A 24218-nucleotide genomic window follows, 5' to 3' on the forward strand; every position below is an offset into this window, starting at 1 on the left:
AACCCACTTCTGGCCCAAAACGGACCTTGTTGAGTAAATCATTATGAAAAAACAGTTTCTTATCAGCATCCTTACTGGCACCCTGCTGGTGACTGGCGCAGCGCAGGCCGCATCATGGCAGGAGTCGCTCTCCAGCGCAGCAAGTGAGTTAACCAAAGAGAGCGGCACTTCCCAGGGCGGGCTGTCAGCCTCGTCCCTCACCGGCCTGCTGAGTAACAGCTCCCAAAGCCTGAGCGCCGGCACGATGAACAATGCGGCGGGCATTCTGGAATACTGCGCGAAGCAGAAACTGGCTTCCGTCACCGATACCGAAAACATTAAAAACCAGGTGCTGGGTAAACTGGGTCTGGACACCCAGGAGCAGAAAGCGGACACCAACTATATGGACGGTATTCAGGGCCTGCTGAACGCGCAAAATGGCCAGCAGCTGAACCTCAGCACCCTTGGAAATTCATCTCTGGCGAAACAGGTGAAAACGAAAGCCTGCGATCTGGTGCTGAAACAAGGCGTTAATTTCCTCTCCTGATCGTCTCCCATTTTCTGCCACAACACGCCGGGTTTATTACGTTAGTCTTACACCGCGGCGTGAAGTGCGTTTTTTTATCCCCTGCCACCACCTCAGCCTCCGTATACCACGATGCGACTGTATTCAAAAATCCGATTTTATAAACCAAATCCTAACAACAGCACACTTTCGTGACACTAAAATTGCAGCTAAGCGACATCGCAATTACATTGTATTACCCAAAAAATAAGCAATTAGCCGGCTAAGCGTCCGGCATGATGAGGATCTGCTGTTGTCAGAGTTAATGTCCCTTGTCCTTTTCCTGGCTTCCATCGGCGTTTATGCCTGGAAAGCTGGTCGTCACACCTGGTGGTTTGTGGCCACCCTGGTGGTGCTCGGCATTTTTATTGTTTTAAACATTACGTTATATGCCAGCGATTATTTTACCGGCGACGGTATTAACGACGCGGTGCTCTACACGTTGACCAACAGCCTGACCGGCGCTGGTGTAGGTAAGTATATCCTTCCGGGTCTGGGGCTGGTGGTCGCCCTGGTGGGCATCTTCGCCGCGCTGGCCTGGGTTCTGCGCCGTCGCCGTCACCGTCCGCATCATCATGGCTACAGCCTGCTGGCGCTGTGCCTGGCGCTGGCCTCCGTGGATGCCAGCCCCGCATTCCATCAAATTACCGAGCTGGTAAAATCCCAGTCGCGCGATGGCGACCCGGACTTTGCGGCCTATTACAAAGAACCCTCGAAGAAGATCGACAATCCCAGACTCAACCTGGTCTATATCTACGGCGAAAGTCTGGAGCGCACCTATTTTGATAACGATGCTTTCCCGAACCTGACGCCAGAGCTTGGCGCGCTGAAAAACCAGGGCCTCGACTTCAGCCACACCATGCAGCTCCCTGGCACGGATTACACCATCGCCGGGATGGTGGCCTCCCAGTGCGGCATTCCGCTGTTCGCTCCGTTTGAAGGCAACGCCTCCGCCTCGATGTCGAGCTTCTTCCCGCAGAACATTTGCCTCGGCGATATCCTGAAAAACTCGGGCTATGAAAACTACTTTATGCAGGGCGCTAACCTGCGCTTTGCCGGGAAAGATGTGTTCCTGAAATCCCACGGTTTCGATCACTTGTATGGTTCCGAAGAGCTGAAAACCACGGTGGCCGATCCGGCCTACCGCAACGACTGGGGCTTTTACGACGATACCGTTCTGGATGAAACCTGGAAGAAATTCGAGGAGCTTTCCCGCGCCGGTAAACGCTTCTCGCTGTTTGCGTTGACCGTCGACACGCATCATCCGGATGGTTTTGTCTCACGCACCTGTAAACGTCAGGGCTACGACATTGACGGTAAAAACAACAAGTCGTTCAGCGCCGTGACCTGTAGCCAGGAGCATATCGCGGCGTTAATCGAGAAAATCAAAGCGTCGCCGTATTTCAAAAATACGGTCATCGTCGTCTCATCTGACCATCTGGCGATGAAAAACAGCGCCTGGGATGAGCTGAATAAGCTGGATCGCAGCAACCTGTTCTTTGTGCTGCGCGGCGATAAACCGCAGCAGGAGATCATTGCCGCTAAACGTAACTCGATGGATAACGGCGCTACCGTGCTGGATATTCTGGGTGGCGATAACTTCATTGGACTGGGCCGCAGTACGCTGTCGGGCCAGTCCCTGTCGGAAATCTTCCTCAACATGAAGGAAAAAATCCTCGCCTGGAAGCCGGATATCATTCGTCTGTGGAACTTCCCGAAAGAGATAAAAGATTTCACCATCGATCAGGATAAAAAAATGATCGCGTTCTCCGGCAGCCATTTCCGCCTGCCACTGCTGCTGCGCGTGTCGGATAACCGCGTCGAGCCGCTGCCGGAAAGCGAATACTCCGCGCCACTGCGCTTCCAGCTGGCGGAATTCGCCCCGCGCGATAATTTCGTCTGGGTCGACAAATGCTACAAAATGGGCCAGCTCTGGTCGCAACAGCTGTCGCTGTCCACCGACTGGTGCGTCTCTCAGGGGCAACTCGGCGGCGAGCAGGCCGTGCAACACGTTGACAAACCGCAGTGGCAGGGAAAAACCGCGTTTAAAGATACGGTTATTGATACCGCACGCTATCAGCGCAACGTTGACCTGCTGAAAATCGTCGACAACGACATTCGTTATAAAGCAGACAGCTTCATCTTTAATGTTGCCGGCGCGCCAGAAGAGGTGAAGCAGTTCAGCGGTATTTCGCGGCCGGAATCATGGGGGCGCTGGTCTAACGCCCAGTTAGGCGATGAGGTGAAAATTGAATATACCCATCCGCTGCCGGAGAAATTCGATCTGGTGATCACCGCCAGGGCATTTGGTCCCAACGCAAACCGTCCTATACCGGTGCGCGTCGGCGATAAAGAACAGACGCTGACGCTGAGCAATGATGTCACCACCAGCACGCTGCACTTCGATAACCCAACGCGCAGCAATACGCTGGTCATTGTGCCGCCCGATCCGCAGTCCACTAACGAAGGGAATATTCTCGGTCACGCTCCGCGCAAGCTGGGGATCGGCATGGTGGAGATTAAAATTGTGAGCAGCGCTGGCTGATGACGGCGTTCACCCTTCGCCCGACGCGCATCGACGACGTCGCTGCCCTGCCCGCCATCGAACGTGCGGCGGGGCAGCGGTTTCGCGACGTTCCTGCGCTGGCCTGGCTGGCAGACAATGAGGTTATTTGTGTTGAAGATCACCTCGGTTACGCCGGACGCGGATTAAGCTGGCTGGCGCTGGCTGACGACAGGCCTGTGGGCTTTATTCTCGCCGAAGCTCATCCATTGTCGCTGTTTATTGTGGAACTGTCGGTTCACCAGGACTGGCAGGGACGAGGTCTCGGACGCCAGTTAATCGCCCGTGCCGCCGCGCATGCCCGCAGTCTGGGGCTGAACTCGCTGACGTTAACGACGTTTCGTGATGTCCCGTGGAATGCGCCCTTCTACAGGCGATTAGGGTTTGAAATGCTGACGACGCTGACGCCGGAACTGCGCCAGAAACGCGAGGAAGAGACGGCGCACGGTTTAGCGTATGGTTCCCGCTGCGCCATGCGCCGGCCTCTGTAAGATCGCCCGGTGGCGTTGCGCTTACCGGGCCTACAAAACCCAATTCCGCAGGCCGGGTAAAGCGAAGCCACCCGGCAAAACGCATAGCGTCAGAACGTTTCCCAGTTATCGCCCGCATCTGCGGTCGCCGGTTTACGCGCCACTACCGGAGCGGCAACGCTTTTCGCGGAGGCGGAGGCGAACTCGCGCGCCTTCATCTGTTCCTGCTGAATACGGAACACCGCAACGGCCTGCGTCAGACGGCTCGCCTGCTCTTCCAGTGCCGCGGCCGCCGCCGCAGACTCTTCCACCAGCGAGGCGTTCTGCTGGGTCACGCGATCCATCTCAGCCACCGCCAGCCCAACCTGGTCGATACCGCGGCTCTGCTCGTCAGACGCAGACGCGATTTCGCCCATGATGTCCGTCACGCGCGTTACCGCATTCACGATCTCACCCATGGTTTCACCCGCGCTTTCCACCAGCGTTGAACCAATTTCCACGCGCCCCACGGAGTCTTCAATCAGACTCTTGATCTCACGGGCCGCCTGGGCGCTGCGCTGCGCCAGGTTTCGGACTTCACCTGCAACCACCGCAAAGCCGCGGCCCTGCTCGCCCGCACGCGCCGCTTCTACCGCCGCGTTCAGCGCCAGAATATTGGTCTGGAAGGCAATCCCGTCGATCACGCTGATGATATCGGCAATTTTCTGCGAACTGCCGGCGATATCGCGCATGGTCTGCACCACGTTATCCACCACCTTGCCGCCTTTCTGCGCGGTTTCAGACGCGCTCAGGGCCAGGTTGCTCGCCTGACGGGCGTTCTCGGCGTTCTGCTTCACGGTGGCAGTCAGCTGTTCCATGCTGGCGGCGGTCTCTTCCAGAGAGGCAGCCTGCTGTTCGGTACGGGATGAGAGATCATTATTGCCCATCGAGATTTCGCTCGCACCGCTGTAAATGGCGTTTGCGCCGTTACGCACGTCACCCACGGTACGCACCAGCTCGCCCTGCATGTGGCGCAGGGAGTCAGCCAGTTCCCCCATCTCGTTGGAGCCTTCCACGTCGATGCGCTTCACCAGGTCGCCGCTGGCGATATGACGAATGCTGTCAATCAGACGGTTCAGCGGCGAAATCAGCGCCTGACGAATACCCAGCCAGACGGCAACAATCACCACCAGCACCGCAGCCAGCACGCTAATCAGCACCCAGATAGCCTGGCGGTAAGAACTGTTGCTGTCTTCAACCGCGGTCTGATACAGCGCGTCGTTCTGTTGCAGATAGGTGACGTACTGCTTCTCAAAGCCATCCTGATAGCTCTGGGTCGGCTGGTCGAAGAACTCATTGATCTTGCCCGCCCCCAGCAGCTGGATCAGCTCGGCCAGCGCGCCGTGGTAGATATCGTAATTACGTTTGATTTCCAGTGCCGCAGCGTCGCTCTGACGCGGGTCGCGCGGCAGCGCTTCGTAATCCGCCCAGTTTTTTTCCGCCTGTTTCAGAGACGCAGAGGCAATTTGCATCAGCTCGGCGACGGTTGAGCCGCTACCGATATTGTTCTGATCCATCATATAGCGGATACCCGCGCGGTTCAGAGTGTTACGGGTTTGCAGCAGCGCCACCCAGCTACCGTTCAGGGTGGATTGTTGCTGGCGAATGGTTTGCAGGATGGTGAAATTCTCTTTGTCATGCTTCAGGGCATTGAAGAAAAGACCACCGGATGTGAGTTGTAAAAGGCCAAATATCGCTAAAACCAGCAGTAAGCTGGTGACAATCTTGATACGATTTAACATGTTTTCTCTTTCCTCAGACAGATACAGAATTTTCGGCCTGGAAAGGGAAAACTTTACGAAAATCATCCTGGAATTTAGGGTTTTTACTCTTCGTCCCGCGCGGCAATATGTCGGTTTCCAAGTTCAATAAATTCTTCCAGCAGCGCCGTGAGCTGCGTCATCTTCTCCGGGGTATATTCCGCCTCAATCTGCTGGTACGCCTCTTCCACCTGAGCCTGAGCACGCTGGTACAGCGCGTTGCCTTCTTTCGTCAGCGATACGTACAGCTTGCGCTGGTCATTCACCGGCTTTAAGCGCAGCACCAGACCGTCGCGCTCCATCCGCGTCAGAATGCCGGTCAGGCTTGGGCGCAAAATGCAGGTGCGGAACGCCAGATCGTGAAAATCCATGGAGGGATGCTCGGCCAGCACGCGGACGATACGCCACTGCTGCTCGGTCAGATTATGCCGCTTCACTATCGGGCGGAAGTAGCCCATCGCCGCTTCACGCGCCTGCAACAGCGCGATGGTTAATGAGTCATGCATCACCTTCCCCTTACATCATTAACAAGTAAACAATTTAAAACAGATGCTTTTATAGACAACACGTTGTAACCCAAAAAGTCTAACAGAAACAACGCAATTTTTTTAATCCATTGAATTAAAAGATAATTAACTCATTTATGTAAATTTATTGTTATTCATATCACAAATTATTCACTTCTGATTGCGAAACGAACAGCAAAAGCATAAAACCAGATCATTAACATATTAATGAAATCAAAACCGGACAGCCGGTTTGAGGAGTATGGGAATGAAAGGTACTGTTTTTGCCGTAGCGCTAAACCACCAAAGCCAGCGTGCAGCCTGGGCTGAGGCGTTTGAAAAAGCCCCCTATAACGCGCCGCCAAAAACGGCGGTGTGGTTTATCAAGCCACATAACACCGTTATTCGCGCAGGCGAGCCGATTCCCTTCCCACAGGGAGAAACCGTGTTAAGCGGCGCAACGGTGGCGCTGGTGGTGGGCAAAACCGCCAGCAAAGTCCGCGTTGAAGAGGCGGCGGCGTACATCGCTGGCTACGCGCTGGCCAACGAAATCAGCCTGCCGGAAGAGAGCTTCTACCGTCCGGCGATCAAGGCCAAATGTCGGGATGGATTTTGCCCGCTCGGCGAACCTGTCGCCGTTGATAACGTGGACAACCTGACCATCATCACCGAGATCAACGGTCGCGAAGCGGACCACTGGAACACGGCCGATCTGCACCGCAACGCCGCCGAACTGCTGAGCGCGCTGAGCGAATTTGCCACCCTGAACCCCGGCGATGCGATATTGCTCGGTACCCCACAAAGCCGTGTCGAAATTCGCCCGGGCGATCGGGTACGCATTCTGGCAGAGGGATTTCCGCCGCTGGAAAACCCGGTGGTAGTGGAACGCGACGTTACCATTGCTTCGCGCACGCCGCCGCACGCCACGCTGTTCGCACTCGGCCTGAACTACGCCGATCACGCCAGCGAGCTGGACTTCAAACCGCCTACCGAGCCGCTGGTGTTTATCAAAGCGCCGAACACCTTTAATGGCGACAACCAGACCTCGGTGCGCCCAAACAACATTGAATACATGCATTACGAAGCCGAGCTGGTGGTGGTCATCGGTAAAACCGCGCGTAAGGTCAGCGAAGCCGAGGCGATGGACTATGTTGCGGGCTACACGGTGTGCAACGACTACGCCATCCGCGATTATCTCGAAAACTACTATCGCCCAAACCTGCGGGTGAAAAGCCGCGACGGGCTGACCCCCATCAGCCCGAACGTGGTGCCAAAAGAAGCCATCCCTGACCCGCACAACCTTCGTCTTCGCACCTACGTTAACGGTGAACTGCGTCAGGAAGGCACCACCGCCGATCTCATTTTCAGCATCCCATTCCTGATTGCGTATCTGAGCGATTTCATGACCCTGCAACCGGGCGACATGATTGCCACCGGCACGCCGAAGGGGCTGTCCGACGTGGTACCGGGCGATGAAGTGGTGGTGGAAGTGGAGGGCGTAGGCCGTCTGGTAAACCGAATTGTCAGTGAGGAGACTGCAAAATGAAAAAGATTAACCACTGGATCAACGGGAAAAACGTCGCCGGAAGTGAGTACTTCCAAACCACTAACCCGGCCTCCGGCGAGGTGCTGGCTGAAGTAGCCTCCGGGGGCGAAGCCGAAATCCATCAGGCCGTTGCCGCCGCCAAAGAGGCGTTCCCGAAATGGGCCAACCTGCCGATGAAGGAGCGTGCGCGCCTGATGCGTCGCCTGGGGGATCTGATTGACCAGAACGTGCCGGACATTGCCGCGATGGAGACCGCCGACACCGGCCTGCCGATCCACCAGACCAAAAACGTGCTCATTCCGCGCGCCTCGCACAACTTCGAGTTCTTCGCCGAGGTGTGCCAGCAGATGAACGGCAAAACCTACCCGGTCGACGACAAGATGCTCAACTACACCCTGGTGCAGCCGGTGGGTGTCTGCGCGCTGGTGTCGCCGTGGAACGTGCCGTTTATGACCGCCACCTGGAAGGTCGCGCCCTGTCTCGCGCTGGGTAACACCGCGGTGCTGAAGATGTCTGAACTCTCCCCGCTGACCGCCGACCGTCTGGGCGAGCTGGCCCTCGAAGCGGGCATTCCGGCGGGCGTGCTCAACGTGGTGCAGGGCTATGGCGCCACGGCGGGCGACGCGCTGGTGCGTCATCATGACGTGCGCGCCGTCTCCTTCACCGGCGGCACCGCCACCGGGCGTAACATCATGAAAAACGCCGGGCTGAAGAAGTATTCTATGGAACTGGGCGGCAAATCTCCGGTGCTGATTTTTGAAGACGCGGACATCGAGCGCGCGCTGGACGCCGCCCTGTTCACCATCTTCTCCATCAACGGCGAACGCTGCACCGCCGGCTCGCGCATCTTCATCCAGCAGAGCATCTACCCGGAGTTCGTCAAACGCTTTGCCGAGCGCGCCAACCGCCTGCGCGTGGGCGACCCGACCGATCCGAACACCCAGATTGGCGCGCTCATCAGCCAGCAGCACTGGGAAAAAGTCTCCGGCTATATCCGCCTCGGCATTGAAGAGGGGGCAACCCTGCTGGCGGGCGGCCCGGACAAACCGACCGATCTGCCTGCGCACCTGAAAGGCGGCAACTTCCTGCGCCCGACCGTGCTGGCGGATGTCGATAACCGCATGCGCGTGGCGCAGGAAGAGATCTTCGGGCCGGTGGCCTGCCTGCTGCCGTTTAAGGACGAAGCGGAAGGCCTGCGCCTGGCGAACGACGTGGAGTATGGCCTGGCGTCGTACATCTGGACCCAGGACGTCAGCAAAGTGCTGCGTCTGGCGCGCAACATCGAAGCGGGCATGGTGTTCGTCAACACCCAGAACGTGCGCGACCTGCGCCAGCCGTTTGGCGGCGTGAAGGCCTCCGGCACCGGGCGCGAAGGCGGCGAGTACAGCTTCGAGGTCTTCGCGGAGATGAAGAACGTGTGCATCTCCATGGGCGACCATCCGATTCCAAAGTGGGGGATCTGATCATGGGGAAATTAGCGTTAGCGGCAAAAATCACCCACGTGCCGTCAATGTATCTCTCTGAACTGCCGGGCAAAAACCACGGCTGCCGCCAGGGCGCCATCGATGGGCATAAAGAGATCAGCAAGCGCTGCCGCGAGCTGGGCGTGGATACCATTATCGTCTTCGACACCCACTGGCTGGTGAACAGCGCGTATCACATCAACTGCGCGGACCATTTCTCAGGCGTCTACACCAGCAACGAGCTGCCGCATTTTATTCGCGACATGACCTACGACTACGACGGCAACCCGGAACTCGGCCAGCTGATTGCCGACGAAGCGGTGAAGCTTGGCGTTCGCGCCAAGGCGCACAACATCCCGAGCCTCAAGCTGGAATACGGCACGCTGGTGCCGATGCGCTACATGAACGCGGATAAGCACTTCAAAGTGGTCTCCATCTCGGCGTTCTGCACGGTTCACGACTTCGCCGACAGCCGCAGGCTGGGCGAGGCCATCATCAGCGCCATCGAAAAATACGACGGCACCGTGGCGGTGCTCGCCAGCGGCTCGCTGTCGCACCGCTTTATCGACGACCAGCGCGCGGAGGAAGGGATGAACAGCTACACCCGCGAGTTTGATCGCCAGATGGACGAGCGCGTGGTGAAGCTGTGGCGCGAGGGGCAGTTCAAGGAGTTTTGCAGCATGCTGCCGGAGTACGCCGACTACTGCTACGGCGAGGGCAACATGCACGACACGGTGATGCTGCTGGGGATGCTCGGCTGGGACAAATACGACGGTAAGGTGGAGTTTCTCACCGAGCTGTTCGCCAGCTCCGGCACCGGCCAGGTCAACGCCGTTTTCCCGCTGCCCGCCTAAGGAGTCGTTATGCCGCACTTTATCGCTGAATGTACCAACAACATCCGCGAGCAGGCCGACCTGCCGGGTCTGTTCGCCAAAGTGAACGAGGCGCTCGCCGCCACGGGGATCTTCCCGCTCGGGGGCATCCGCAGCCGCGCCCACTGGCTGGATACCTGGCAGATGGCCGACGGTAAGCACGATTACGCCTTTGTGCATATGACGCTGAAGATCGGCGCGGGGCGCAGCCTGGAAAGCCGGGAAGAGGTCGGTGAAATGCTGTTTGCGCTGATCAAAACGCACTTCGCAGAGCTAATGGCGGGCCGATATCTGGCGCTCTCGTTCGAGCTGGACGAGCTGCACCCGACGCTTAATTACAAGCAAAACAACGTGCACGCGTTGTTTAAATAACACCGCACGGTCTGTCCCCTCTCCCACAGGGAGAGGGAGAAAACAAATAAAAACAGGATATCGCCATGCTCGACAAACACACCCATACCCTGATCGCCCACCGTCTGCATCAGGCGGAACAATCCCGGGAGCAGATCCGCGCGATCTCGCTGGAGTACCCGGAGATCACCATTGAAGACGCCTACGCCGTCCAGCGCGAATGGGTGAGCCTGAAAATTGCCGAAGGCCGCGTGTTGAAAGGCCACAAGATCGGCCTTACCTCCAAAGCGATGCAGGCCAGCTCGCAGATCAGCGAGCCGGACTACGGTGCGCTGCTGGACGATATGTTCTTCCACGACGGCAGCGACATCCCCGTGGATCGCTTTATCGTCCCGCGCATCGAAGTGGAGCTGGCCTTCGTGCTGGCAAAACCGCTGCGCGGCCCGAACTGCACGATCTTCGACGTCTACAACGCCACGGATTACGTCATCCCCGCCCTGGAGCTGATCGACGCCCGCTGCCATAACGTTGACCCGGAAACCCAGCGCCCGCGCAAGGTGTTCGACACCATCTCCGATAACGCCGCCAACGCGGGCGTGATCCTCGGCGGCCGCCCGATTAAACCCGACGAGCTGGATCTGCGCTGGATCTCCGCCCTGCTTTACCGCAACGGCGTGATCGAAGAGACCGGGGTCGCCGCAGGCGTGCTTAACCACCCGGCGAACGGCGTGGCGTGGCTGGCGAACAAACTCGCGCCATACGACGTGCAGCTTGAGCCAGGGCAAATCATCCTCGGCGGCTCGTTTACCCGCCCGGTTGCCGCCAGCAGAGGCGACACCTTCCACGTCGACTACGGCAACATGGGCTCGATTAGCTGCCGCTTTGTGTAAGGAGATGACCATGCAAAACGCATTCAAAGCGGCGCTGAAGGCGGGCCGTCCGCAAATCGGGTTATGGCTGGGGCTGACCAGCAGCTACAGCGCTGAGCTACTGGCCGGGGCCGGTTTTGACTGGCTGCTGATCGACGGAGAGCACGCGCCGAACAGCGTGCAAACCATCCTGACTCAGCTACAGGCCATCGCCCCTTATCCCAGCCAGCCGGTGGTGCGCCCGTCGTGGAACGATCCGGTGCAGATCAAGCAGCTGCTGGACGTGGGGGTGCAAACCCTGCTGGTGCCGATGGTGCAAAACGCCGACGAAGCCCGTCTGGCTGTCAGCGCCACCCGCTACCCGCCTGCCGGCATTCGCGGCGTCGGCAGCGCGCTGGCGCGGGCGTCGCGCTGGAACCGCATCCCGGAGTATCTGCATCAGGCTAACGACGCCATGTGCGTGCTGGTGCAAATCGAAACTCGCGAGGCGCTGAAAAACCTGCCGCAGATCCTGGACGTGGAAGGGGTGGACGGCGTGTTTATCGGCCCTGCGGATCTGAGCGCCGACATGGGCTTCGCTGGCAATCCGCAGCACCCGGAGGTGCAGGCCGCCATAGAGCAGGCGATCGCCCAAATCCTCAGCGCGGGTAAAGCCCCCGGCATCCTGATGGCGAACGAGCAACTGGCAAAACGTTATCTTGAACTCGGCTCGCTGTTTGTCGCAGTCGGCGTGGATACCACCCTGCTCGCCCGCAGCGCCGAAGCGCTGGCGGCCCGCTTTACCGACGTCACCACAGCAGTTGATAACAATAAATCCGTCTACTAAACGTACGATGTGGAGCGCACCATGACGACCTCAACCCTGCATAATAAAGCTGTTGAACATCGCGTTATTAATAAGCTGTTCCGTCGTTTGATCGTGTTTCTTTTTATCCTGTTTGTCTTCTCGTTTCTCGATCGCATCAACATCGGCTTTGCCGGGCTGACGATGGGCAAAGATCTGGGCCTCACGTCGACCATGTTTGGCCTGGCCGCGACGCTTTTTTACGTGACCTACGTGCTGTGCGGGATCCCCAGCAACATCATGCTGGCGAAGATCGGCGCCCGCCGCTGGATCGCCGGGATCATGGTGGTGTGGGGCATCGCCTCTACCTGCACCATGTTCGCCACCAGCCCCGAAACGCTCTACGTCCTGCGCATGCTGGTGGGCATTGCCGAAGCCGGTTTCCTGCCGGGCATTCTGGTCTATCTCACCTGGTGGTTCCCGGCCTATCACCGCGCCCGCGCCAACGCGTTGTTTATGATCGCCATGCCGGTGACCATGATGCTCGGTTCGATCCTCTCCGGGTACATTCTGGCGATGGACGGACTGTGGAACCTTAAGGGCTGGCAGTGGCTGTTCCTGCTGGAGGGGCTGCCGTCGGTGGTGCTCGGCGTGGTGACCTGGTTCTACCTTAACGACACCCCGGATCAGGCCACCTGGCTGGATGATGACGAAAAGCAGGCACTCAAAACGATGATCGCCCGCGAGCAGGAGCTGGCCATTGCGCATGCCGCCACGCCGCGATCGACGCTGCGCGAGGTGCTGACGCCCGCCGTGCTGCTCTACACGCTGGCCTACTTCTGCCTGACGAATACGCTGAGCGCGATCAACATCTGGACGCCGCAGATCCTGCAAAGCTTCAACACCGGCAGCAGCAATATCGTGATTGGCCTGCTGGCGGCGATCCCGCAGTTTTGCACCATCCTCGGGATGATCTGGTGGAGCCGCCGCTCCGACAGGCTGAAAGAGCGAAAAAAGCACACTATCCTGCCGTATCTTTTTGCAGCGGCGGGATGGATGCTGGCCTCGGCGACCGATCACAGTCTGATCCAGCTGCTTGGCATCATCATGGCCTCAACCGGATCGTTTACCGCCATGGCGATATTCTGGACCACGCCGGATCAGGTTATTAGCCTGCAATCCCGCGCGGTGGCGCTGGCGGTAATCAACGCCATCGGCAACGTCGGGTCTGCCGTCAGCCCATTGCTGATAGGTATTTTGCGCGACGCGACCGGCAGCTTCAGCTCGGGACTGTGGTTCGTGGCAGGTCTGCTGGTGGTGGGCGCGCTGGTGCTGACGCGCATTCCGATGACGCGCCGTGAAAGCCTTGAGCGTGAGCCGGACATCGCGGCGCAAAAGATCCACTGAGGAGCCGCTATGTGTCAGAGCCCCATCACCAACATCGATATCAGCAAGGAGTACGACGAAAGTCTGGGCACCGACGATGTGCACTACCAGTCGTTTGCCCGCATGGCGGCCTTTTTTGGCCGCGACATGCAGGCGCACCGCCACGACCAGTATTTTCAGATGCATTTTCTCGACACCGGGCAGATTGAGCTCCAGCTCGACGACCACCGTTACTCGGTGCAGGCGCCGCTGTTCGTGCTGACGCCACCGTCGGTGCCGCACGCGTTTATCACCGAATCCGACAGCGACGGCCACGTGCTGACGGTGCGCGAGGATCTCATCTGGCCGCTGTTAGAAGTGCTCTACCCGGGCACGCGGGAAGCGTTCGGCCTGCCGGGGATCTGCCTGTCGCTTGCCGACAAGCCTGATGAGCTGACGGCGCTGAAGCACTACTGGCAGCTGATTGCCCGGGAATCCACGGAACAGCTGCCCGGTCGCGAGCATACGCTGGTCCTGCTGGCGCAGGCCGTTTTTACCCTGCTGCTGCGCAACGCGAAGCTCGACGACCACGCGTCAGGCGGCATGCGCGGTGAGCTGAAGCTGTTTCAGCGCTTTAACCAGCTGACAGATGCTCATTACCACGAGCACTGGACGGTGCCGGAATACGCCAGCGAACTGCATCTCACCGAATCCCGCCTGACCGATATCTGTCGCCGCTTCGCCAACCGCTCGCCGAAACGGCTGATCTTCGACCGCCAGCTGCGGGAAGCCAGACGCCTGCTGCTGTTTTCCGACAGCACAGTGAGCGAAATTGCCTGGCAGCTGGGTTTTAAAGATCCGGCCTATTTCGCCCGTTTTTTTAACCGACTGACGGGGTGCTCACCCAGCGCGTACCGGGCGCAGAAAGTACCGGTGTCGCCTGTTCCCCTCACCCCTGCCCTCTCCCAGAGGGAGAGAGAGTAACCGTCCCCTCTCCCTCTGGGAGAGGGTTAGGGTGAGGGAAATCACACTCTGTGATCTCTCGCGAAAAGTACCTGCCGTTGTCCCAATCGTCCCTTCACGTTCCGCCCCTCTCACGCTTCAATTAAACAACAAAAACAAAACATAAATTTAACAACCATCTTCCGATACGAGGTCCCTATGAAGCCTGAAGATTTCCGCGCTGATGCCAAACGTCCGTTAACCGGTGAAGAGTATTTAAAAAGCCTGCAAGATGGCCGTGAGATTTATATCTACGGCGAGCGCGTTAAGGACGTCACTACCCACCCGGCATTTCGCAATGCGGCGGCGTCCATCGCCCAGATGTACGATGCCCTGCACAAGCCAGACATGCAGGATACCCTCTGCTGGGGCACGGACACCGGCAGCGGCGGCTACACCCATAAATTCTTCCGCGTGGCGAAAAGCGCCGACGATCTGCGCCAGCAGCGTGACGCCATCGCCGAGTGGTCGCGCCTGAGCTACGGCTGGATGGGGCGTACGCCGGACTACAAAGCCGCGTTCGGCTGCGCGCTGGGGGCGAACCCTGCCTTCTACGGTCAGTTCGAGCAGAACGCCCGCAACTGGTACACACGTATTCAGGAAACCGGCCTGTACTTTAACCACGCCATCGTCAACCCGCCGATCGACCGCCATAAACCGGCAGACGAGGTGAAAGACGTTTACATCAAGCTGGAGAAAGAGACCGACGCCGGGATCATCGTCAGCGGCGCGAAAGTGGTGGCCACCAACTCCGCCCTGACCCATTACAACATGATCGGCTTCGGCTCTGCGCAGGTGATGGGCGAAAACCCGGACTTCGCGCTGATGTTCGTCGCGCCGATGGATGCCGAAGGGGTGAAGCTGATCTCCCGCGCCTCTTACGAGATGGTGGCAGGGGCGACCGGTTCCCCGTACGACTACCCGCTCTCCAGCCGTTTTGACGAGAACGACGCCATTCTGGTGATGGATCATGTGCTGATCCCGTGGGAAAACGTGCTGATCTACCGCGATTTCGACCGCTGCCGTCGCTGGACGATGGAAGGTGGCTTCGCCCGCATGTACCCGCTTCAGGCCTGCGTGCGTCTGGCAGTGAAGCTCGACTTCATCACCGCTCTGCTGAAGAAGTCGCTGGAGTGTACCGGCACCCTCGAGTTCCGCGGCGTGCAGGCGGATCTCGGCGAAGTGGTGGCGTGGCGCAACATGTTCTGGGCGCTGAGCGACTCCATGTGCTCCGAAGCCACGCCGTGGGTAAACGGCGCGTATCTGCCTGACCACGCGGCGTTACAGACCTACCGCGTGATGGCGCCAATGGCCTATGCGAAGATCAAGAACATCATCGAACGTAACGTGACCTCCGGGCTGATCTACCTGCCGTCCAGCGCGCGGGACCTGAACAACCCGCAGATCGACCAGTATCTGGCGAAGTACGTGCGCGGCTCCAACGGGATGGATCATGTCGAACGCATCAAGATTCTGAAACTGATGTGGGATGCCATCGGCAGCGAGTTTGGCGGACGTCACGAGCTGTACGAAATCAACTACTCCGGTAGCCAGGATGAGATCCGCCTGCAATGCCTGCGTCAGGCGCAAAGCTCCGGCAACATGGACAAGATGATGGCGATGGTTGACCGCTGCATGTCCGAGTACGACCAGCACGGCTGGACCGTACCGCACCTGCACAACAACACTGATATCAACATGCTGGATAAGCTGCTGAAATAACGCAGCGGGAGGTTTCAATGCAATCTGAAGAACGCCTGCGTTTTCGCGACGCGATGGCCAGCCTGTCGGCGGCGGTGAATGTGGTCACCACCGAGGGCGATGCGGGTCGCTGCGGCATTACCGCCACCGCCGTCTGTTCGGTCACGGACACCCCGCCTTCGGTCATGGTCTGCATCAACGCCAACAGCGCCATGAACCCGGTCTTCCAGGGCAACGGCAAACTGTGTGTCAACGTGCTGAACCACGAGCAGGAGATCATGGCCCGCCACTTTGCCGGGATGACCGGCATGGCAATGGAGGAGCGCTTTGCTCTCTCCTGCTGGCAGAAAGGACCGCTGGCGCAGCCGGTGCTGAAAAGCGCTCTGGCAAGCCTGGAAGGTGAGATAACCCAGGTGCAAACCATCGGTACCCATCTGGTCTACCTTGTGGAGATTAAGAACATCATCCTCAGCAGCGAGGGGCACGGCCTGATCTACTTCAAACGCCGTTTCCACCCGGTGATGATGGAGATGGAAGCCGCGATTTGATCCCGTTGCACAAAAAACGCTAAGGTTTCCGCAAAGGTGCGCCGTTAACTATCCATAAGATAAATTTTCCGGGGCGGCTGGCGACGTCGTCAGGCGCCCCCTTAACGCTGGAAAGTCTTATGGCCCCTTCACCCCGAAGCCGCTCGGCTGAACGTCTGGTTGACATCATTATTGCCCTGCACCGCAACGGAAGCGTTAATCGACGCGATCTGATGCAAAAATTTGGCATTACCGAACGCACGGTGTACCGCGATTTGCAGGCGCTTTCCCCTATTATTGAACACGACGGCAAAGGGCGCTATCAGCTGCTGCCTGCGTATCAGACCTGCCGCTGCGTGCACTGCCCTGAAGCGAACGACGAAACCCCGCAGGGGTAGATTATTCTCAGTGATCTCAATCACATATTTTCTTCCACCGTGGGTGAGCCTTAACCACTCACCCTCGCTTTTGACCGCTCACGCATCGCTTTCAACCACTCACCTATTTACCGTGCTTTATACGCGCGAGGATCTGGCACGATCGCTCCAGCATTAATCAATACCTCCTCACAACAAACCCTGACCCTTTTTTCTTTACATAAAAAACCAGGTCTTACTATGGATACTAAAAAACTACTGAAGCACGTGCCCTGGGCCTTACTCGGGATCCTCGGTGCTTTCTGTCTGGCGGTTGTCGCATTACGCCGGGGCGAACACGTCAGCGCCCTGTGGATCGTGGTCGCGTCGGTTTCCGTCTACCTTGTGGCTTATCGCTACTACAGCTTATACATCGCGCAGAAGGTCATGAAGCTCGACCCGACGCGTGCCACCCCGGCGGTCATTAACAATGACGGCCTGAACTACGTGCCAACCAACCGTTACGTGCTGTTTGGTCACCACTTCGCCGCCATTGCAGGCGCGGGTCCGCTGGTCGGCCCGGTACTGGCCGCGCAGATGGGCTACCTGCCGGGTACGCTCTGGCTGCTGGCGGGCGTGGTGCTGGCGGGAGCGGTGCAGGACTTTATGGTGCTGTTTATCTCCTCGCGCCGTAACGGTTCGTCGCTGGGTGAGATGATCAAAGAAGAGATGGGCCGCGTGCCGGGCACCATCGCCCTCTTTGGCTGCTTCCTGATCATGATCATCATCCTCGCGGTGCTGGCGCTGATCGTGGTGAAAGCGCTGGCCGAAAGTCCGTGGGGCGTCTTCACCGTCTGCTCTACCGTACCGATTGCGCTGTTCATGGGCATCTACATGCGCTTCCTGCGCCCTGGCCGCGTTGGCGAGGTGTCGGTCATTGGTATCGTGCTGCTGGTCGCCTCCATCTACTTCGGCGGCGTGATTGCGCACGACCCGTACTGGGGCCCGGCGCTGACCTTTAAAGACACCACCATCACCTTCGCGCTGATCGGTTACGCGTTCATCTCAGCGCTGTTGCCGGTGTGGCTGATTCTGGCTCCGCGCGACTACCTGGCGACCTTCCTGAAAATCGGCGTGATCGTCGGGCTGGCAATCGGGATTGTGATCATCAATCCTGAGCTGAAAATGCCAGCGGTGACACAGTACATTGACGGTACCGGTCCGCTGTGGAAAGGCGCTCTGTTCCCGTTCCTGTTTATCACCATCGCCTGCGGTGCCGTGTCTGGCTTCCACGCGCTGATCGCCTCGGGCACCACGCCGAAGCTGATGGCCAACGAAACCGACGCGCGCTTCATCGGTTACGGCGCGATGCTGATGGAGTCCTTCGTGGCGATCATGGCGCTGGTTGCAGCGTCGATTATCGAGCCAGGTCTGTACTTTGCGATGAACACCCCACCAGCGGGTCTGGGCATCACCATGCCTAACCTGCATGAGATGGGCGGCGAAAATACCGCGCTGATCCTGGCACAGCTGAAAGACGCCAGCGCGCACGCGGCGGCGACCGTCAGCTCCTGGGGCTTCGTGATTTCGCCCGAGCAGATCATGCAGACCGCAAAAGACATCGGCGAACCGTCCGTGCTGAACCGCGCAGGTGGTGCGCCAACGCTGGCGGTGGGTATCGCACACGTGTTCCACAAAGTGCTGCCGTGGGCGGACATGGGCTTCTGGTACCACTTCGGTATTCTGTTTGAAGCGCTGTTCATCCTCACCGCGCTGGATGCCGGTACGCGTGCAGGCCGCTTCATGTTGCAGGATCTGCTGGGTAACTTCGTGCCATTCCTGAAGAAAACCGACTCTCTGGTGGCCGGCGTTCTGGGCACTGCGGGCTGCGTAGGCCTGTGGGGTTATCTGCTGTATCAGGGCGTTGTTGACCCGTTGGGCGGCGTGAAGAGCCTGTGGCCGCTGTTCGGTATCTCTAACCAGATGCTGGCGGCTGTGGCCCTGGTGCTGGGTACCGTTGTCCTCGTGAAGATGAAACGCACCAAATACATCTGGGTCACCGTGGTGCCTGCGCTGTGGCTGCTGCTCTGCACTACCTGGGCGCTGGGTCTGAAACTGTTCAGCACCAACCCGCAGCTGGAAGGCTTCTTCTTCATGGCTAACCAGTACAAAGAGAAGATTGCCGCAGGCGGCGCGGATCTGACCGCGCAGCAGATTGCCAACATGAACCATATCGTGGTGAACAACTACACCAACGCGGGTCTGAGCATTCTGTTCCTGGTGGTGGTGTACAGCATTATCTTCTACGGCATCAAAACCTGGATGAAAGTGCGTAACGTTGAGGGCCGTACGGATAAAGAAACCCCGTACGTGCCGGTGCCGGAAGGCGGCGTGAAGACCTCCTCACACCATTAATTAAGCATGTTACTGTAGGCCCGGATCGCTGCGCGCCTCCGGGCTTCTTCTATATGGAACCCTCAATGTTTGGTAACTTAGGCGAAGCAAAAAAATACCTCGGTCAGGCGGCGAAAATGCTGATTGGCATTCCGGACTATGACAACTACGTTGAGCATATGAAGACCAACCATCCGGATAAGCCGTACATGACTTACACTGAATTCTTCCGCGAGCGTCAGGAAGCGCGCTACGGCGGAAGTGGAGAAGGCGGCGTCCGCTGCTGCTAAAGGAGAAACCATGACCCCGATTGCCGTTACCCTGCTGACCGGTTTTCTCGGCGCCGGTAAAACCACCCTGCTGCGCCACATTCTGAACGAGCAGCACGGCTTCAAAATCGCCGTCATCGAAAACGAATTTGGCGAAGTCTCCGTTGACGATCAGCTGATTGGCGACCGCGCCACCCAGATCAAAACCCTGACCAACGGCTGCATCTGCTGCACCCGCTCTAACGAATTAGAAGACGCCCTGCTGGACCTGCTCGACAGCCGCGATCGCGGTGACATCGTCTTCGACCGTCTGGTGATCGAGTGCACCGGCATGGCCGACCCCGGCCCGATTATTCAGACCTTTTTCTCCCACGAGATCATCTGCCAGCGCTACCTGCTGGACGGTGTCATCGCTCTGGTGGATGCGGTACACGCCGACGAGCAGATGAACCAGTTCACCATCGCCCAGTCTCAGGTGGGCTACGCCGACCGCATCCTGCTGACCAAAACCGACGTGGCAGGTGAAAGCGAAAAACTGCGCGAGCGCCTGACGCGCATCAACTCGCGTGTGCCCATTTATACGGTGACGCACGGCGATATCGATCTCGCTCAGCTGTTCAACACCAACGGCTTTATGCTGGAAGAGAACGTTACCGCGAAACCGCGCTTTCACTTTATGTCCGACAAGCAAAACGACGTGGCGTCGATCGTGGTGGAGCTGGACTATCCGGTAGACATCAGCGAGGTCTCCCGCGTGATGGAAAACCTGCTGCTGTCGTTTGCCGACAAGCTGCTGCGCTATAAAGGGATGCTGTGGATCGACGGCGAGCCGAACCGCCTGCTGTTCCAGGGGGTGCAGCGCCTGTACAGCGCCGACTGGGATCGCCCGTGGGGCGATGAAACGCCGCACAGCGTGATGGTGTTTATTGGAATACAGCTGCCGGAAGAAGAAATTCGGGCAGCGTTTGCGGGGCTGAAAAAGTAAATCGCACCGATCATCCCCTCTCCCCCGCGGGGAGAGGGTTAGGGTGAGGGGGAAACTTATTTCAACGCCTCCGGCAGCGTCACAATCCACAGCTCGCTGTCGGACTCCGGCTTCTTCAGCGGCTTCACGCTGAGCGTGGTTTCCACCGGTTTATCATCCAGCGTCAGCTTGCCTTCCGCGTTCACCCGGTAATCCTTAAGCTTCTTGCCCTCGACCGGGTTTTGCATCGCTACCTTCACGCCAAAATCGTTATCGTTGGCTACCGCCAGCGTTTTGCTGTCAATCAGCGCCAGCCCTTCGGCCTTTTCCTGCTGCCAGCCCAGCGCACGCAGATCGACCACCTGCGTTTTTTCCGCAAGGGTGATGCCGCGCTGCGCCAGCGTTTTCTCATCGTCAAACTCCGGGTATTCGCCCGGCTTGTCGAAGGCGGCCAGATCGCTCGCCTTGCTCAGATCCACCCTGTAGATGAGGTTACGCATTGCGTCATTTTTATCCTCACCCTGTTCAATCAGCAGGATGGTGTGGTTATCCAGCGCCACTATGTCGCCGATTTTGGCGTCGCTGTTTTTGCTGTAGGCCGTGCTGTCGACAGGGTAGCCGTACATCGCGGTTTTCCCGGTCGCCGGATCGAAGCTCACCAGACGGGTAAACAGCGCCTGTTTTTTGTTCTTCCCGTCGATATCCAGTGTGCTTTGCACGGCGGCAATAATCCGTCCGTCCGGCATGCGGGTCAGGCCTTCAAAGCCCCGGTTTGCCTGACGCCATTTGATAACGTTTGGCAGACCGCCCGCGATGGATTTCTCCCCTTGCGTCGCCTGCGGACCGTGGATCGCGAGGATTTTCCCTTTACTGTCGACGTTAATCAGGAACGGGCCATACTCATCGCACAGCCAGTAGCCGCCCTTCCCGTCCGACGTGATGCCTTCCGTATCCAGCCCGCGGTTATCGCCTTTCAGTACTTTTAAGGTGTCGCTTAGCGCGACTTCATTGGTGGAACCAATCACACCGCTTTGCAGTGGCAGGCCGTTGATCTCGCCTTTATCGTCATGCAGCGGTCGCGCGTCCACGGCCTCCGCTTTACCGTTTTGCACGCGGATCGTCATCAGCAGCGGGGCGAAATCCGGGGTAACAAAGATTTTGGCATCGTTTTTCCCCATTTTTGGCGAATCCGCGTTAGGACCGCGATCGGTCACGGTCGCAAACGTCAGCGCATCGCCCTGCTTGCCCGTAAACAGCAGACCAGAACCCATCCCCACCGGGAGCCCGTTCGGGAACGCATCGGCAAACGCGCCGCTGTATTTCACATGGGAGCCGTCAGGGAAGCTGACGATATAGCGCTCAGCGGTAGGCTGCGCAGCCAGGCCAGAGAAAGAGTGCGCACAACCGATAAGCACAGGAATAATTTTTCTTTTCATATTGTTAGCATCCAGTAAGTGAAGCCAACAACGTAATGAAGAAACGTGTCAGAAAAATGACATGAAAAGACAGCGGATCGGCAAAGAAATCCGTATAGCAATCACCAGAAATGTAAACCTCTGTCTTGATCTGTGACAGCCGAAATACTTTTGGAAATTATTAGAAACTTAATTAATTCACCTCAAACGGCTTTCTTCGCCTCGTTCATTAAACGTTTAGCCAAAAATATAAACTTTCCCTAAACACGAATGGATTGAGGATTGACGATCTGCCATAAAAACATCTCATCAACATTTAAGATTAAAAAAACCAACAAAAACAGCATAAAACTGCGATACCCATCACATTTGCAGTCATAAACATCCCTTGTTAAGGTGCCCTCAGATTAATTTGATGACGAGGAAACACGCATGAAAAAGCTTAACGTTCTCATCCTTTCTGCTCTCACCGCCGTATCGGGCTCCGCACTGGCAATGGGCGGCAGCATTGAGCAGGGTAAAAACTTTACCAATCTGAATGTGGAAATGGGCAAATCAACTTCCGGTCTGTACACCGAAGGTAATTGGCTGAAAAACACCGACGACGGCACCACGACCGGTGGCGTGGGCGCAGGCTACAATTTCGAAGTCGGCCCGGTAATGCTGAACGCAGGCGCTAAGGCCCTCTACGTTGGCCCGAAGAAAGGCGATAACGGCGTGGCGTTCCCGGTCGGCGGCGGTGTGAACGTTGCCCTGACCGACAGCATCAGGGTATTCGGTGAAGGCTACGTTGCGCCAGACGGACTGAACAACAGCGTGAAGAACTACGTTGAAGCTAACGGCGGCGTAAGCTGGACCCCGGTCAAACCGGTTACGCTGAAAGTGGGCTACCGCCACGTGAGCGTTGATGGCAAAGACGGTCGTCCAAACCACACGCTGGTAGACGGCGCTTACTTCGGCGGCGGCGTGAGCTTCTAAGCCACCTGATAGATAAAAAAACCTGCCCTTCGGCAGGTTTTTTATTACTACGTCACTTACGCACCACCACCAGCTTCTGGTTCACAAACTCTTTGATCCCCAGATCCGACAGCTCGCGTCCGTAACCCGAACGTTTTACGCCGCCGAACGGCAGTTCTGCCGCCGTATCGGTGAGCCAGTTGATGTACACCATCCCGGTCTCAATGCGCGACGCCATTTTCTTCGCGCGCTCGATGTTCTGGCTGAACACCGCTCCGCCCAGACCGTAATGGGAGTCGTTCGCCAGGGCAACCGCCTCGTCGTCGTTTTTCACCACATAAATCTGCGCTACCGGACCAAAGAACTCTTCGAAATACGCCGGGTTATCGCGCGAGATATTGGTCAGGATGGTCGGCTCAAAGAAGCTCCCGTCACGCTGCACCGGCTTGCCGCCATGGTGCAGCTTCGCGCCGTTTTTCACCGCCTCGTTAACCTGCTTAGTTAGCGTCTCCAGCGCGTCTTTGGATGACAAAGGCCCCAGCGTGGTACTTTCGTCCAGCGGATCGCCAATCTTCACCTGCTTAAACGCCTCGGTGAATTTGTTCAGGAAGGCGTCTGCAATCTTTTCATGCAGGATAAAGCGCTTCGCCGCGGTACAGACCTGCCCGGCGTTATTAAGCCGCGCGTTAACGCCGATCTTCACGGCTTTCTCCAGATCCGCATCGTCCAGCACCACGAAGACGTCGTTCCCGCCCAGTTCAAGGGTCGATTTTTTGATGTGTTTCGCAGCCTGTGCCGCAACCACGCTACCCGCTTTTTCTGAACCGGTTAGCGCCGCCCCCTGTACGCGATCGTCGGCGATGATGTTCGCCACCTGTTCGGACGAGATAAACAGGTTGGTCCACGCCCCTTCCGGCGCGCCCGCTTCGCGTACCAGCTGTGCAAAGGTTTCTGCACAGTGCGGCACGATACTGGCATGCTTGGCGATCACCGGGTTGCCCGCCGCCAGGTTTGGCGCCAGAACGCGCATCAGCTGATAGTATGGGAAGTTCCATGGTTCGACGGCCATCAGCACGCCGATGGGGTGATGTTCAACCCATGCTTCCCCGAGTTCAGAGTCATACTTCACCGGGGCCAGGAACTGCTTCGCGTTGTCAGCATAGTAGCGGGCGATTTGCGCGCATAGCTTCACTTCACCGCGGCTTTGTTCGATGAGCTTACCCATCTCCTGACTGGCGATTTTCGCCAGATCCTCCGCGCGTTCGTCGATCAGGTCCGCCAGCTTATGCAGCACCGGCAGGCGCTGGCTTATGTCACCTTTCGCCCAGTCGGAGTGATAGAGCGCATCGGCTGCCTTCAGCGCCGCTTCAACGTCTGCGTCAGTGTGAGAGGGATATTCTTTGATGAGCTGGTTCGTGGCAGGATTTACTGTCTGGTAAGCCATATCGAATCTCCTTGTTTTACCGCTTAGGGTATTAAGGGTAGTCAACATGACTGGCTA

General features: G+C 57.9%; 22 protein-coding genes. 18 read left to right on the plus strand and 4 right to left on the minus strand.

The features are described 5' to 3' along the window. The first annotated feature begins 43 nt into the window (after positions 1-43). From DD597_RS06980 to DD597_RS06990, 3 genes are all read left to right on the plus strand, one after another. Positions 44-526 (plus strand): DUF2501 domain-containing protein, encoded by a 483-nt coding sequence (locus DD597_RS06980; protein WP_003856582.1) that lies wholly within the window; start codon positions 44-46, stop codon positions 524-526. 271 nt (positions 527-797) lie between these two features. Further along, positions 798-3089 carry a phosphatidylglycerol--membrane-oligosaccharide glycerophosphotransferase gene (gene opgB / locus DD597_RS06985; protein WP_045335577.1) on the plus strand — a complete coding sequence of 764 codons (2292 nt, stop codon included), beginning with the start codon at positions 798-800 and terminating at the stop codon, positions 3087-3089. Next, positions 3089-3598 carry a GNAT family N-acetyltransferase gene (locus DD597_RS06990; RefSeq protein WP_129256038.1) on the plus strand — a complete coding sequence of 170 codons (510 nt, stop codon included), beginning with the start codon at positions 3089-3091 and terminating at the stop codon, positions 3596-3598. Before opgB ends, DD597_RS06990 begins: the two co-directional genes overlap by 1 nt. Positions 3599-3687: 89 nt before the next feature. Here DD597_RS06990 and tsr read toward each other — a convergent pair whose 3' ends face one another. Further along, positions 3688-5358, minus strand: coding sequence for a methyl-accepting chemotaxis protein (tsr, locus tag DD597_RS06995; protein ID WP_129256039.1), 1671 nt, complete (start codon positions 5356-5358; stop codon positions 3688-3690). 83 nt (positions 5359-5441) lie between these two features. After that, positions 5442-5882, minus strand: coding sequence for a homoprotocatechuate degradation operon regulator HpaR (gene hpaR / locus DD597_RS07000; protein ID WP_003856591.1), 441 nt, complete (start codon positions 5880-5882; stop codon positions 5442-5444). Between the two features lie 268 nt (positions 5883-6150). Here hpaR and hpaG point away from each other — a divergent pair, with 268 nt between their 5' ends. From hpaG to yjiA, 14 genes are all read left to right on the plus strand, one after another. Then, positions 6151-7428, plus strand: coding sequence for a 4-hydroxyphenylacetate degradation bifunctional isomerase/decarboxylase (gene hpaG, locus DD597_RS07005; protein WP_045331739.1), 1278 nt, complete (start codon positions 6151-6153; stop codon positions 7426-7428). Next, positions 7425-8891 carry a 5-carboxymethyl-2-hydroxymuconate semialdehyde dehydrogenase gene (gene hpaE, locus DD597_RS07010; protein ID WP_003856594.1) on the plus strand — a complete coding sequence of 489 codons (1467 nt, stop codon included), beginning with the start codon at positions 7425-7427 and terminating at the stop codon, positions 8889-8891. The genes hpaG and hpaE overlap by 4 nt, the downstream gene beginning before the upstream one ends. A gap of 2 nt (positions 8892-8893) precedes the next feature. Further along, on the plus strand, positions 8894-9745 hold the full coding sequence (gene hpaD / locus DD597_RS07015) for a 3,4-dihydroxyphenylacetate 2,3-dioxygenase (RefSeq protein WP_003856598.1): 852 nt from the start codon (positions 8894-8896) through the stop codon (positions 9743-9745). A 9-nt stretch (positions 9746-9754) separates the two neighbouring features. Further along, complete coding sequence (locus DD597_RS07020) at positions 9755-10135, plus strand: 5-carboxymethyl-2-hydroxymuconate Delta-isomerase (protein WP_003856599.1); 381 nt, start codon at positions 9755-9757, stop codon at positions 10133-10135. Between the two features lie 65 nt (positions 10136-10200). After that, the gene (hpaH, locus tag DD597_RS07025) at positions 10201-11004 is read left to right on the plus strand and encodes a 2-oxo-hept-4-ene-1,7-dioate hydratase (RefSeq protein WP_015572593.1); all 804 of its coding nucleotides are present in this window, start codon (positions 10201-10203) and stop codon (positions 11002-11004) included. A 10-nt stretch (positions 11005-11014) separates the two neighbouring features. Continuing rightward, positions 11015-11809 carry a 4-hydroxy-2-oxoheptanedioate aldolase gene (gene hpaI / locus DD597_RS07030; protein ID WP_129256040.1) on the plus strand — a complete coding sequence of 265 codons (795 nt, stop codon included), beginning with the start codon at positions 11015-11017 and terminating at the stop codon, positions 11807-11809. Positions 11810-11830: 21 nt separating this feature from the next. Then, positions 11831-13174, plus strand: a complete 1344-nt coding sequence (hpaX, locus tag DD597_RS07035) for a 4-hydroxyphenylacetate permease (protein WP_003856603.1) — start codon at positions 11831-11833, stop codon at positions 13172-13174. 9 nt (positions 13175-13183) lie between these two features. Then, positions 13184-14116: a 4-hydroxyphenylacetate catabolism regulatory protein HpaA gene (gene hpaA, locus DD597_RS07040; RefSeq protein WP_048243487.1), complete on the plus strand. Its 933-nt coding sequence runs from the start codon at positions 13184-13186 to the stop codon at positions 14114-14116. Positions 14117-14293: 177 nt separating this feature from the next. Beyond that, positions 14294-15856, plus strand: a complete 1563-nt coding sequence (gene hpaB, locus DD597_RS07045; protein WP_010427196.1) for a 4-hydroxyphenylacetate 3-monooxygenase, oxygenase component — start codon at positions 14294-14296, stop codon at positions 15854-15856. Positions 15857-15873: 17 nt separating this feature from the next. Continuing rightward, a complete protein-coding gene (locus tag DD597_RS07050; RefSeq protein WP_060579927.1) occupies positions 15874-16383 on the plus strand; it encodes a 4-hydroxyphenylacetate 3-monooxygenase reductase subunit in 510 nt (169 codons plus the stop codon). A gap of 119 nt (positions 16384-16502) precedes the next feature. After that, positions 16503-16760, plus strand: coding sequence for an HTH domain-containing protein (locus DD597_RS07055; RefSeq protein ID WP_003856607.1), 258 nt, complete (start codon positions 16503-16505; stop codon positions 16758-16760). A 219-nt stretch (positions 16761-16979) separates the two neighbouring features. Beyond that, the gene (locus DD597_RS07060) at positions 16980-19133 is read left to right on the plus strand and encodes a carbon starvation CstA family protein (protein WP_023315335.1); all 2154 of its coding nucleotides are present in this window, start codon (positions 16980-16982) and stop codon (positions 19131-19133) included. 65 nt (positions 19134-19198) lie between these two features. Further along, complete coding sequence (locus DD597_RS07065; protein ID WP_003856610.1) at positions 19199-19402, plus strand: YbdD/YjiX family protein; 204 nt, start codon at positions 19199-19201, stop codon at positions 19400-19402. Between the two features lie 10 nt (positions 19403-19412). Beyond that, positions 19413-20366 (plus strand): GTPase, encoded by a 954-nt coding sequence (gene yjiA, locus DD597_RS07070; protein WP_129256041.1) that lies wholly within the window; start codon positions 19413-19415, stop codon positions 20364-20366. Positions 20367-20422: 56 nt separating this feature from the next. Here yjiA and DD597_RS07075 read toward each other — a convergent pair whose 3' ends face one another. Continuing rightward, positions 20423-21781, minus strand: coding sequence for an esterase-like activity of phytase family protein (locus tag DD597_RS07075; protein WP_129256042.1), 1359 nt, complete (start codon positions 21779-21781; stop codon positions 20423-20425). A 411-nt stretch (positions 21782-22192) separates the two neighbouring features. Between DD597_RS07075 and DD597_RS07080 the strand changes: the two genes are divergently transcribed. After that, positions 22193-22738 carry a YfaZ family outer membrane protein gene (locus DD597_RS07080; RefSeq protein WP_003856615.1) on the plus strand — a complete coding sequence of 182 codons (546 nt, stop codon included), beginning with the start codon at positions 22193-22195 and terminating at the stop codon, positions 22736-22738. Between the two features lie 52 nt (positions 22739-22790). Here the strand turns inward: DD597_RS07080 and DD597_RS07085 are convergent, their stop codons facing one another. Then, positions 22791-24161: an NAD-dependent succinate-semialdehyde dehydrogenase gene (locus tag DD597_RS07085; protein WP_003856617.1), complete on the minus strand. Its 1371-nt coding sequence runs from the start codon at positions 24159-24161 to the stop codon at positions 22791-22793. Between the last annotated feature and the right edge of the window lie 57 nt (positions 24162-24218).

It is taken from the genome of Enterobacter cloacae complex sp. 677-3DZ2D5B (assembly GCF_004136695.1).
In the GTDB taxonomy this organism is placed as follows: Bacteria; Pseudomonadota; Gammaproteobacteria; order Enterobacterales; family Enterobacteriaceae; genus Enterobacter; species Enterobacter hormaechei_C.